This window comes from Kitasatospora sp. NPDC032150 (assembly GCF_055579945.1).
Map to the genome: position 1 here is coordinate 83,075 of NZ_JBVIMH010000031.1, position 11,223 is coordinate 94,297.

Annotated in this window: 11 protein-coding genes; 4 read left to right on the top strand and 7 right to left on the bottom strand. The window is 72.3% G+C overall.

Features of this window, described 5'->3' with window-relative positions:
- Positions 1–36: 36 nt before the first annotated feature.
- Both ACZ5ON_RS28475 and ACZ5ON_RS28480 read right to left on the bottom strand, forming a co-directional pair.
- Positions 37–1,296 (bottom strand): MFS transporter, encoded by a 1,260-nt coding sequence (locus ACZ5ON_RS28475; RefSeq protein WP_465598683.1) that lies wholly within the window; start codon positions 1,294–1,296, stop codon positions 37–39.
- Entirely contained in the window at positions 1,293–1,721 is a 429-nt protein-coding gene (locus tag ACZ5ON_RS28480) for a nuclear transport factor 2 family protein (protein WP_465598685.1), read from the bottom strand. The genes ACZ5ON_RS28475 and ACZ5ON_RS28480 overlap by 4 nt, the downstream gene beginning before the upstream one ends.
- Before the next feature lie 107 nt (positions 1,722–1,828).
- On the opposite strand from ACZ5ON_RS28480, the gene ACZ5ON_RS28485 reads away from it, so the two are divergent.
- Entirely contained in the window at positions 1,829–2,422 is a 594-nt protein-coding gene (locus ACZ5ON_RS28485) for a TetR/AcrR family transcriptional regulator (protein WP_465598687.1), read from the top strand.
- Positions 2,423–2,556: 134 nt separating this feature from the next.
- On the opposite strand, the gene ACZ5ON_RS28490 is transcribed toward ACZ5ON_RS28485, so the two are convergent.
- The 3 genes from ACZ5ON_RS28490 to ACZ5ON_RS28500 are packed head-to-tail and all read right to left on the bottom strand — an operon-like array spanning position 2,557 to position 5,288.
- Entirely contained in the window at positions 2,557–3,516 is a 960-nt protein-coding gene (locus tag ACZ5ON_RS28490) for an ABC transporter ATP-binding protein (protein WP_465598689.1), read from the bottom strand.
- 25 nt (positions 3,517–3,541) lie between these two features.
- Entirely contained in the window at positions 3,542–4,384 is an 843-nt protein-coding gene (locus ACZ5ON_RS28495; RefSeq protein WP_465598691.1) for an ABC transporter permease, read from the bottom strand.
- Entirely contained in the window at positions 4,377–5,288 is a 912-nt protein-coding gene (locus tag ACZ5ON_RS28500; protein ID WP_465598693.1) for an ABC transporter permease, read from the bottom strand. The genes ACZ5ON_RS28495 and ACZ5ON_RS28500 overlap by 8 nt, the downstream gene beginning before the upstream one ends.
- A gap of 302 nt (positions 5,289–5,590) precedes the next feature.
- Between ACZ5ON_RS28500 and ACZ5ON_RS28505 the strand changes: the two genes are divergently transcribed.
- Together ACZ5ON_RS28505 and ACZ5ON_RS28510 are read left to right on the top strand one after the other, a co-directional pair.
- Positions 5,591–7,921 (top strand): transglycosylase domain-containing protein, encoded by a 2,331-nt coding sequence (locus tag ACZ5ON_RS28505; protein WP_465598695.1) that lies wholly within the window; start codon positions 5,591–5,593, stop codon positions 7,919–7,921.
- A 315-nt stretch (positions 7,922–8,236) separates the two neighbouring features.
- Complete coding sequence (locus ACZ5ON_RS28510; RefSeq protein WP_465598707.1) at positions 8,237–9,160, top strand: DMT family transporter; 924 nt, start codon at positions 8,237–8,239, stop codon at positions 9,158–9,160.
- Between the two features lie 57 nt (positions 9,161–9,217).
- Here ACZ5ON_RS28510 and ACZ5ON_RS28515 read toward each other — a convergent pair whose 3' ends face one another.
- Positions 9,218–9,595 carry a hypothetical protein gene (locus ACZ5ON_RS28515; RefSeq protein ID WP_465598697.1) on the bottom strand — a complete coding sequence of 126 codons (378 nt, stop codon included), beginning with the start codon at positions 9,593–9,595 and terminating at the stop codon, positions 9,218–9,220.
- A 122-nt stretch (positions 9,596–9,717) separates the two neighbouring features.
- Positions 9,718–10,194, bottom strand: a complete 477-nt coding sequence (locus ACZ5ON_RS28520) for an RICIN domain-containing protein (protein ID WP_465598699.1) — start codon at positions 10,192–10,194, stop codon at positions 9,718–9,720.
- A gap of 354 nt (positions 10,195–10,548) precedes the next feature.
- On the opposite strand from ACZ5ON_RS28520, the gene ACZ5ON_RS28525 reads away from it, so the two are divergent.
- Positions 10,549–11,223, top strand: a 675-nt coding sequence (locus tag ACZ5ON_RS28525) for a transposase (protein ID WP_465598701.1), incomplete at its 3' end; no start/stop codon positions are given.

Here is an 11,223-nt window from a genome sequence, read left to right on the forward strand (position 1 = left end):
ATCCCAATGGCGGGATCGCTCCGCCGGACCGGCCGCTCAGCGGGCCCGGCGGCCCGCCGCCAGCGGTGCCAGCGCGCCCATGGCGACCCAGAGGACGGCCACCGCGCAGACTCCCGGCCAGCCCCAGCGCCCGAACGCCGCACCCGCCAGCGCGGAGGCGGTGGCGCCGGCCGCGAAGGCGGCGACCACATAGGCGGTGTTGGCCGTGGACGGGGCGTCGGTCGCCGCGAGTGCCCTGGTCTGGTTGGCGACCTGGCCGGCCACCAGTCCCGCGTGCACCAGGACCGCTCCCGCGCACAGCGCCGCGATCCTCTGCCCGCCCCACCAGAACAGCAGCAGGGAGAGCGCCACGGCCCCGTACGACAGCGCGACCACCCGGGCCGCCCCGAGCCGTCCGGTCCATCGGCCGGCCAGCGGCGCCACCACCGAGGAGGCCAACCCGAACAGGCCGAACATGCCTGCCGCGGCGGTGGAGAGCCCGTACCGCGGCCCGGTCAGCAGTAGGGCCAGGGTCGTCCACACCGCGCTCCAGCCGCCGTAGAGCCCGGCCTGCCGCAGGCAGGCGGTGCGCAGCTCGGCCGAACCGGCGAGCAGCCGCGGCAACGAGGCGATCGCCCGCAGCGGCGAGCTCCGCCGAGGGGCCCTGGCCTCCCGGGGCAGCAGCGCGGCGGTGGTCAGCCCGACGATCAGGGTCAGCACCGCCGCACCGAAGTAGACCGACCGCCAGCCGTACGCCTGTCCGGCCAGCCCTCCGAGCACCCGGGCGGCCACCACGCCGGTGAACAGACCCGAAACCACGATCCCCACCTGGCGGGCCCGGTCCGCCACCGGGGCCCGCTCGGCGATCAACGGCACCAGCAGCTGCGGGATCACGGTCGCCGCGCACACCGCGAAGACCGCGGCGGCGAGGGCCGGCAGGCCCGTAGAGGTTCCGGCGCCGACCAGGGCGACGGCGGCGACGATGGACAGTCCGCCGACCAGTCTGCGCCTGGGGACCGTGTCACCGAGCGGGGCGAAGAGCAACAGGCCCGCAGCGTAGCCGAGTTGGGCCACGGAGGCGACCCATCCCGCGGCCGAGGCGGGCACCCCGAAGCTCCGGGCGATCAGGCCGAGCAAGGGCTGGGCCAGGTAGACGTTGGCGACGGTGACCGTGGTGCAGAGCGTCACGACCGCCAGCAGAACGGCGGGCGACGTCCCGTGGCGCCCGCACCCGGCGGCGGGGACTCGATCAGCTGCGACGGGTTCGGAGCCGGAGGTCCGCAGTGGGGAAACGTCCTGCCCGGTGGCGGTGGTCATTCGGACACCTCCGGCGCGAGCTGCGCGAGCACCGACGCCAGGTCGAAGTAGGCGCGACAGTGCGCGATGAGGCCGTCGGCGCCGAGCGCGAAGACGTTGACGCCCTCCCAGGCGACCGGCCGCCCGTCGGGCGTCTCACCGGCCCCCCGCCAGGTGACGGCCATCTCGCCCCCGTTCCCGTGGGCGCTGTCGGGACGGATGCCGTCGAACCGGCCGAACAGCGGCAGGACGGCCGCGAACTGGTCCCGGATCGCGGTGCGGCCTGCGAGCACGGGGGTCCCGACCGGGTCGTGGTACTCGGCGTCCGGAGCGAAGGACGCCGCCCAGGCGTCCGGGTCACCGGAGCGGGAGCCCTCGAAGAACGCGGCAACAGCGGGGGCGAGGGCAGAGGCAGAAGAGGAAGGGGAAGGGGAAGGGGCGGACACGGGGACTCCAGGTGCGATGAGATTGCAACCAACTAGTTGGTTACAACCTTGGCAGGGGCGCTCGGCAACTGTCAACCAACCAGTTGGTTGGCGACTATCCTGTTCCCATGGCAGGAACCAGGGACCCCGAGGCCACCAAGGCGCGCATCTTCGCGGCGGCCACCGCCGAATTCGCCGCCCACGGCATCGCGGGCGCCCGGATCGACCGCATCGCCCGCGAGGCCAAGGCCAACAAGCAGCTCATCTACGCCTACTTCGGCGACAAGGCACAGCTCTTCGGCCAGGTCCTGCAACAGGCGCTGGTCAGCCTCGCCGCCGCCGTCCCCGTCGACCCCGAGGACCCGGACACGTACGTCGACCGGCTGATCGAGTACCACGCCGCCCACCCCGAACTGCTCAGGCTGCTGCTCTGGGAGGGCCTGGAGTACGGCCAGGGCGAGATCCCCTTCGAGGAGCAGCGCAAGGAGCACTACCGGGCGAAGGCCGCCCGGTTCGAGACCGCCCAGCGCGAGGGCACGCTCAAGCCGGTGCTACCGCCGCAGGACCTGGTGTTCATCATCAGCGCGCTCGCCGGCTGGTCGTCGGCGGCGCCCCAGCTGCGCCGCATGCTGGTCGGCGAGACCGAGGCCGACGACATGCGCCTGCGCGAGTCCATCCGTACGGCGGCCCGGCGCCTCACCGGGCGCGAGGAGAGCGCGTAGGCGCATCAGGGGCGCGCACCTGCGCGGACGGCCCGCCATCACGGCTCGAGGACGCGCGGGACCGCGCGGCACGGGCGCCTTCCGGGCGCGGTCTCCTGCGCGCGCGGCACGGCGCGCCGTGCCGCGCGCGCGGATCAACCGACCGCCGACTCCGCGTACATCCGGGCGATGACGTCCTCGATCGCGGGCTCCCGCACCGACAGGTCGACGAGCGGGTAGCGGTCGGCGACCGCGGCGACGATCGGGGCGGCGCTGACCTGGGCGGGGAAGGCGAGCCACTGGCGCGGCCCCTCGACCCTGACCACCCGCACCCCGGGGACCTCGATCACGGGCCCGGCCTCGGCGAGGTCGACCACCAGGGTCCGCTCGCTCTGTCCGGCGGCGTGCAGCCCGTCCAGGCCGCCGTCGTAGACCACCCGTCCGTGGTCGATCACCATCACCCGGCCGCACAGCTGCTCGATGTCGACCAGGTCGTGGGTGGTGAGCAGCACGGTGGTCCCCCGCTCCGCGTTGACCTCGCGCAGGAACTCCCGCACCCGGGCCTTGCTGATCACGTCGAGGCCGATGGTCGGCTCGTCCAGGTAGAGCACCTGCGGGTCGTGCAGCAGCGCTGCGGCCAGGTCGCCGCGCATCCGCTGCCCGAGCGAGAGCTGGCGCACCGGCGTGTCCAACAGGCCTCCCAGGTCCAGCAGTTCGACGCAGCGGTCGAGGTTGGCCCGGTACCGGGCGTCGGGGATCCGGTAGATCCGGCGCGCCAGTTCGTAACTGTCGCGCAGTGGCAGGTCCCACCAGAGCGTGGTGCGTTGGCCGAAGACCACGCCGATCCGCCTGGCCAACCTGGCGCGTTCCCGGGCGGGGTCGACCCCGGCGACCCGCAGGTGTCCGCTGCTGGGGACCAGGATGCCGGTGAGCATCTTGATGGTGGTGGACTTGCCGGCGCCGTTCGGGCCGATGTAGCCGACGCACTCGCCGGCGCCGATGCCGAAGGTGAGCCCGTCCACGGCGTGCACCTCGCGCTTCTCGCGGCGCAGCCGGCCTGCCTTGGCCCGGATGGTGAAGCTGCGCCGGACGTCCCGCAGTTCGATCAGGCTCATGGTCTGGATTCCTTTCGGTGCTGGGTCAGTTGCCGGTGCCGCGGTATGCGCGCAGTCCGGCCCGCCAGAGCAGCGCGGCGGCGAGGACGCAGAGCGCGGCGGCGAGGGGGGAGGCGTACTGGAAGGCGGTGGGCAGGCCGAGCGGGTCGGGCTTGTCGAGGATGCGCAGTGCCGGCAGCCAGTTGACGAAGGCCAGGGGTACGCCGAAGACGACGCCGGCGACGAGTTCCTTGGCGAAGATGGTCGGCGGGTAGTGGATCAGGGTGGCGCCGCCGTAGGTCAGCGAGTTCTGGAGTTCCCTGGCCTCGCCCCACCAGAACTGCAGGGTGGCGCCGCCGACGAAGACGGCGCCGAAGATCACCGTTCCGCAGAGCAGCAGTACCGGCACCAGCAGCAGCCGGTCGGCGGTCCAGTGCACCGGCAGGGCGCCGAGCGACCAGCCGAGTACGGCGGCGGCCTGGAGGGGCCGGCCGAGGCGGCGCAGCGAGAACCGTTCGGCGCAGAGCTGGGCGAGCGCGGGGGCGGGTCGGATCAGCATGACGTCGAGGGTGCCGGTGCGGATCCGCTCGCCGAGGGCGTCCACACTGCCGACGAACATGTTGGCCAGCCCCAGCGCGAGGCCCGAAGTCCCGTACAGGAAGCCGAGTTCGGGTAGCGACCAGCCGCCGAGGCGGTCGGTGTGCCGGAACATCAGCAGCAGTACGACGAAGTCCAGCGAGGTGGTCGCGAGGTTGGCGACGAGCATCAGGCAGAACGAGACCCGGTAGGCCATGGTGGCGCGGATCCACATGGCGGCGACCAGCCGCCAGGAGCGCAGCGCCCACCGCAGCCGGGCCGGCCTGCTCTCGGCCGGCAGGAGTTCAGCCACCCTGGACCACCACCTTTCGGGTCGCCAGCAGCTGGGCTCCCCGGCCGGCGGCGAGCAGCAGGACGGCCCACAGCAGCTGGAAGCCGAGTCCGGTGAGCTGGGCGGTGCCGGTGCGCCGTTCCAGCAGGATGTCGGTGGGGATCTGGATCAGTGCCGCCCAGGGCAGCACATGGGCGAGTTCGCCGAGCCGACCGGGGAAGAGGCCGATCGGCAGCAGCATGCCCGAGAAGAACATCGCGACCACCAGCATCACCGCCCGGATGCCCTCCGAGTCGTGCAGCCAGAAGCCGGTGATCGAGACGAGGAAGCGCAGTCCGAAGCTGACCACCACGGCGAGCAGGACGGCCAGCAGGAAGACCGCCCAGACCAGCGGGTCGGCGGGCAGCGCGAGGTCGAAGGCGAGTGAGCCCGCCAGGGTGGGCAGCGCGCCCCGGGCGAACAGGTGGAAGGCGGCCCGGCCGAGGTCGGTGGCCAGCCACCAGCCCTGGAAGTCCACCGGCCGGTAGAGGTCGACTGCGATGTCCCCGCTGCGGAAGCGCTCCTGGACCTCGTCCTGGAAGCCGCCGCCCCAGACCGCGACGGTGACCAGCAGGGACTGGCTGATCCAGATGTAGCTGACGGCCTGGGCGGTGTCGTAGCCGCCGAGTCCGGGCCTGGCCTGCCAGAGGGCGAGGAAGGTGTAGGCGAGGATGAAGCCGAAGACGGTGTTGGTGACGGCGCCCGCGACGGTGGCCGCACGGTAGGTGGAGTAGCGGCGGAACGCGCCCGTGGCGATGGCCAGGTAGAGGCGTGCGGCACCGCGACACCCGACCTCCTCGGGGTGGCCGGGGTCCGGCCCCCGCACCGCGCTCCCGGCTCTGGGCCGTACGGAGATGTCCACCGGGGTGTCCGCCGGGGTATCCATATTGTCTCCTTGTCGACTTTTCTGGGCGCGGCACTCTGCGGCTGCCCACAGGCGCTCGCGCAGGCGTGCGCGCAGCGCCGAACGACTCCGACCGGCGAACCCCGGGGGTGGCGGGGTGCGGGCGGAGCTGGCGGCTCTTCAGGTGCGTTATGCGGTTGTCACCTTTCACCGTAGCGCCGTGACGCAGGCGGTGCAGCAGCTTTTCCGCGCCTGCAAGCCCTTCGGGGCGCGAAGGGTCATGCCTTACTCCAATTCGCCCCGAAAACCAGCTGATTACGCGCCAAATCGCCCATAATCCACCCATGAGCCAGGAGCCGCCGGACCACCCCGTCGCCGGAAGCACGCCACCGCACCCCCCGAGCCCGCACGACTCGCCGGAGGGCGAGGACCGCGCCGAGGGCTCGCGTCGCGACCGCCGCCGCGCCAGGCGCGCCGTCCGCAGTGCCCACCGCCGGGCACTCCCCCGCGTGCGGCGTCTGCTGCCCACCTGGCGGATCGCCGTCGGCGGCCTGCTCTCCCTGCTCCTGCTGGGCATCACCGCCTTCGTGGCGCTCTACCTGCTGGTCCCCGTCCCGGACCCGAACGTCCGCGCGGTGGCCCAGAGCACCGTCTACTACTACGCCGACGGCACCACCGAGCTGGCCCGCACCGGCAAGGTGAACCGCCAGGACGTGGCGATCGGCCAGATCCCGCCGGCCACCCAGCACGCCGTGGTCTCCGCCGAGGACCGCTCGTTCTACCGGAACAAGGGCGTCGACCTCAAAGGCATGCTCCGCGCAGCCTGGCTCAATCTCCGGAGCGTGGCCGCCAGCGGCAAGAGCATCCAGGGCGGCTCCACCATCACCCAGCAGTACGTCAAGAACTTCTACCTGACCCAGGACCAGACCATCACCCGCAAGGTGAAGGAACTGTTCATCTCGCTCAAGGTCGACCAGCAGCAGAGCAAGGACGACATCCTGGCCGGCTACCTCAACACCAGCTACTTCGGTCGCAACGCCTACGGCATCCAGACCGCCGCCCACGCCTACTACGGCGTGGACGCCGCGAAACTGACCCTCGCCCAGGGCGCCTACCTGGCCACCCTGCTGCAGGCCCCGAGCTCGTACGACGTCAGGACCAGCACCCCCGCCAACCGCGAGAAGGCCGTCGCCCGCTGGAACTACGTCCTGGACGGCATGGTCTCGATGGGCTTCCTGCGCCCCGCCGAACGCGCCTCGCTCACCTTCCCCGAGCCACTCGACCCGAAGCCCACCAAGAGCCTGAGCGGCCAGGCCGGTTACCTGGTCGGCATCGTCGACGACTACCTGACCAACACCGGCGTACTGAGCGCGGCCAGCCTCAAGGCCGGCGGCTGGAAGATCACCACCACCTTCGACAAGGCCAAGCAGGACGCCTTCGCGGCCGCCGTCCGCAGCGAACTCACCGCCCAGCTCGACCCGAAGGCCCGCCCCGACGTCGACACCCACGTCCGGGTCGCCGGAGCCTCGATCGACCCGGCGACCGGCCGGATCGTCGCCGTCTACGGCGGCCCCGACTACGCCGGCCAGCCCTTCAACGACGCCACCCGCCAGGACAACCAGGTCGGTTCCACCTTCAAGCCGATCGACCTGGCCGCCGGACTGGAGAGCGACCACACCACCCAGTACGGCCACCGGATCACCACCGAGTCCCTGTACGACGGCGACAGCCGCCTCTCGATCACCGGCGGCCCGACCGCCTACGCACCGCCCAACGAGGACGACATCAACTACGGTGACGTCACCCTCCGTTACGCCATGATGAAGTCGGTCAACTCCGTCTACGCCCAGTTGGGCGTGGACGTGGGACTCGCCGAAGTCCGGAAGACCGCCGTGAAACTGGGCATCCCCGAGACCGTCCCGGGCATGAACCCGGCCAACACCTCGATGACGCTGGGTACCGCCACCCCCAGCGCGATCGACCTCGCCGCCGCGTACGCGACGTTCGCCAACCACGGCCAGGCGATCACCCCCTGGTCGGTCCTCAAGCTGGAGCGGCCCGGCGACAGCGAGGTCCCCAAGCTGCCGGGCCACCCCGTCCGCGCCGCCGTGGCCCGCGGCACCGCCGACGCCGTCACCGACGTCCTGGAGGACGTGGTCAGCCCCAGCGGCACCGGTGCCCTCGCCCTGGGCCTCGACCGCCCGGCCGCCGGGAAGACCGGCACCACCGACAACAACCGCTCCGCCTGGTTCGCCGGCTACACCCCCGAACTCGCCGCCGCCGTCGGCCTGTTCCGCGAGGATCCGAAGACCCACGCCAAGCTGCCGCTGGCCGGGACGGCCGGCTACGCCCGGATCAACGGCGGCGCCTTCCCCACCGCGATCTGGACCGCCTACATGGGCGGCGCGCTGCGCGGCGCTCCGGTCAAGCACTTCGACCTCCAGCTGGACCGCGACAACCAGCCCGCCGAAGCCCCGCCGCCCCGGACGGCACCCGGCAGGCCCCGGCACCCGGCCCCCGGGCCGGCCCTGACCGCCGCACCCGCCGCCCCGGCCCCCCGCACGCCCGCGCCCTCCCCCACGCCCCGCCCCACCGCTCCGCCGGCCCACCTCCCGACCGGCCGGCCGTCCCGTCCGCCGACCGCCCCCGCCGTTCCGCTCCTCCCCGGCCTGTGAGCCGACCTGTCAGCCGGCCTGTCAGCCGTTCCGGGATCCGGCCCACCGACCAGCCGACCAGCCGGTGATCCGCCGGTGATCCCGTGAGGAGTGCCGGTGATCCACCGAGGAGTAGGGTGGCCGCCATGCATCGCGGAGTTCTGCCACCTCCTGCCGCCTGAGCGGGCGGCAGGCCACTGAGGACCTGACCCGGGCGCCACAGCCCCCGGGACGGTCGTTGCTGCCCGCAGCCGGAAGCACACGACCGACAGCCAAGTCTTCCGTGGGAGAACTCCCGTGTCTTCTGCCGTACCCGCCCTGTCCACCGGACGGGGCATGCTCTACATCACCGTCGCCGCCACCTCCTGGGGCACCGCCGGCGCAGCCGCCGCCCTCTGCTTCGACGGCAGCGGCCTGGGCCCGATGGCCCTCACCTTCTGGCGTGCCCTCGGCGGTCTGGCCCTGCTGCTGGCCGCCGCCCGGGCCACCGGCCGCCGCCTGTCGGCCACGGCCCCGCGGCCGCGCCGCCACCGGATCACCGACACCCTGGTCAACGGCCTCGGCCTGACCCTCTTCCAGGCCGGCTACTTCGAAGCCGTCCAGGGCACCGGGCTGGCAGTGGCCACCGTGGTCACCCTCGGCGCGGCACCCGTGATGATCGCCATCGGCGCCCGGGCCGCCTTGGGCGAGCGGATCGGCGGTGCCGGCAGCGTCGCCGTGGCCGGTGCGCTGACCGGCCTCGCCGTCCTGGTCCTCGGCGACGGCGGCGGCAGCGGCCAGGTCCGCCCCGGCGGGATCGCCTGGGCACTGCTCTCCGCCGCCGGCTACGCCTGCATCACCCTCCACACCCGCGCACAGGGCCGGGCCGGCCGGCCCTCCGACGCCTTCACCACCACCGTCCGCTCCTTCGCGGTCTGCGCCCTCTGCCTGTTCCCGCCGGCCGCCGCCGAGGGGCTGTGGCCGCACTCGGCGGGCCTCGGACGCACCCTCGCCCTGCTGCTGTACATCGCCGCCGTACCCACCGCACTCGGATACGCGCTGTACTTCGCCGGCGCCGCGACCGTCCGGGCCACCACCGCCTCGGTAATCGCCCTGATCGAACCGGTCAGCGCCACCGTGATCGCGGTCGCCCTGCTCGGCGAGCACCTCACCACCGCGACCGTGGCCGGCACCGCCGTCCTACTGGCCTCGGTCACCGGCCTCGCCCTCGCCGAGGCCCGGCTCGCCGTCCGCCCCCGCCCGGCACCCGCCGCACGGTAACCCGAGCCCCGGCCTCCCGGGCACGACCGCCGTGCCGTGCCCGGGAGGCCGGCTCGCCTACGAGCGCGCGCCCCGGGAATCGGCGCGCGCGATCTGGATGTAGGACCCACTGCCGGGCGGGAAGACGTCCTGGAAGTCCCAGGGCGTGCCACCCGGTGCGCACACGAAGGCCACCTGCTGCCCGGCCCCGACCTCCACCACGACCTCGCGGCTGGAACACCAGTCGATCCTCAGCTGCAGGCGGTGGATGCCCGGCGCCACCGGAGACTCCTGCGACCGCCCACGCCGGATCGCCCCCACCCGCTGACCGTCGATCAGCACCCGGTACGCACGGAACAGGTCACGCCGACCGCGCGGAACCCGCTGGAGCCTGATGGAGGCCATCACCCGGACGGCCGCTGCCGCACCCTGCGGAGGAGAATCGGTCGCAAGCATGTCCGACATGCTGCCAGCAGACCGGCGGACGACGGAACCCGCGACTCCCGGAACACCGGACGACAAGCCGAGACCCGCACCACCCGGGCGGGCAGTGCGGGTCACCGGCCACAGAGCGGCTACTACGCCACGATCCTGAACCGCTGGTTGAACTGACCGGTGCACGCGTACTGGATGATCGGCGTGTCATCCGCCGGGCTGCGCCCCTTCACATCAAGGCACTTGTCGGCGAACGTCCGGATCTCGAACTCACCGCCCCCGACCAGCAGGAGCCTGAACCGCTGATTGAACTGACCGGTGCACGCGTACTGGATGATCGGCGTGCCATCCGCCGGGCTACGCCCCTTCACATCAAGGCACTTGTCGGCGAACGTCCGGATCTCGTACTCACCGCCCCCGACCGGCAGGAGCCTGAACCGCTGATTGAACTGACCGGTGCACGCGTACTGGATGATCGGCGTGCCATCCGCCGGGCTGCGCCCCTTCACATCGAAGCACTTGTCGGCGAACGTCCGGATCTCGAACCCACCGCCCTGCCGGGCGTCCACGGCCGGTGCGGCCTGAGCCGCGGTGAAAGGCGCCAGAGCGGCGACCGCCATGCCCAGCACGGTCAGAGCACGCCATGCCCTCGAAGAAGAACGCACGAAGCCACCTCGTTCGTGAGAGGTTTACCTGTCCGCCCCAGCATCGGCCCCCCGAATGCCGTGAAGTCACGCAATCATCCTGGTTTCACCCTGTTGCAGCAGCGCGAACCCACCGACGGTCGAGCCGGCACCCCGCCCGCCGTCGCCGCGGCCGGGTCGGCGCACCAGCCGCCCGCACGCCCGGCGCCTAACCCTGGATATTCAGCGGATCTGGGCCGCCTGATGCTCCGATAGCAGAAAGGTGCCGCTGACCTGCAAGGATGCGAGTGTCTAGGTCGTATCCGCTGCAGAAGTCAGGGCACCTTTCTGGTGATCGAGCGTACAGGGTGGGATCGCCGGCTGGCCGTACGGGCCGACGGCAAGGGGCTGATCGGGCATGCCGGGGCGGTGCTGCTGCGCGTGTGCGCGGACCGTACGGGGCTGACCGGTGCACTGACGAAGGTGCTGCCGACCGGAGCGGGAAGCGGCTGGCGGGACAGGGCCCAGCTCGTGGTCCAGCTCGCGGTTGCTGTCGCGCTCGGTGCGACGAACCTGCTGGAGGCCGAGCAACTGCATCTGCACCACCGGCCGTTGTTCGGTACGGTGGCCTCCGACTCCACCGCCCGCCGCACCCTGGCCGCGTTGGACGAGACGACCCTGGGAAAGATCGCGAAGGCCCGCCGCCAGGTGCGCCGTCACGTGTGGTCGCTGCTGCACCTGCGGCCCGCGGGCTTTCCCTGGCTGGTCGTCGCGGGCAAGCGGCTGTGCGGCTGGATCGTCATCGACCTCGACGCCACGGTCATCACCTCCGCGTCGAAGAAGGCCGGAGCGGCGGTCACCTTCAAGAAGACATTCGGGTTCCATCCGCTGGCCGCGTGGTGCGCGAACCACCGAATCCCTGGCCATGCTACTGCGGCCGGGCAACGCTGGGGCGAACACGGTGAGCGACCACATCACCGTGCTCACCGACGCCCTCGCACAGATCCCCGGCTCCTCGGCCGCGAA

Coding starts and splice junctions, on each gene's coding strand:
- ACZ5ON_RS28500 (WP_465598693.1), bottom strand. CDS start 5,288: ATGGATACCCCGGCGGACACCCCGGTGGACATCTCCGTACGGCCCAGA.
- ACZ5ON_RS28490 (WP_465598689.1), bottom strand. CDS start 3,516: ATGAGCCTGATCGAACTGCGGGACGTCCGGCGCAGCTTCACCATCCGG.
- ACZ5ON_RS28515 (WP_465598697.1), bottom strand. CDS start 9,595: ATGCTTGCGACCGATTCTCCTCCGCAGGGTGCGGCAGCGGCCGTCCGG.
- ACZ5ON_RS28505 (WP_465598695.1), top strand. CDS start 5,591: ATGAGCCAGGAGCCGCCGGACCACCCCGTCGCCGGAAGCACGCCACCG.
- ACZ5ON_RS28520 (WP_465598699.1), bottom strand. CDS start 10,194: ATGGCGGTCGCCGCTCTGGCGCCTTTCACCGCGGCTCAGGCCGCACCG.
- ACZ5ON_RS28510 (WP_465598707.1), top strand. CDS start 8,237: ATGCTCTACATCACCGTCGCCGCCACCTCCTGGGGCACCGCCGGCGCA.
- ACZ5ON_RS28475 (WP_465598683.1), bottom strand. CDS start 1,296: ATGACCACCGCCACCGGGCAGGACGTTTCCCCACTGCGGACCTCCGGC.
- ACZ5ON_RS28485 (WP_465598687.1), top strand. CDS start 1,829: ATGGCAGGAACCAGGGACCCCGAGGCCACCAAGGCGCGCATCTTCGCG.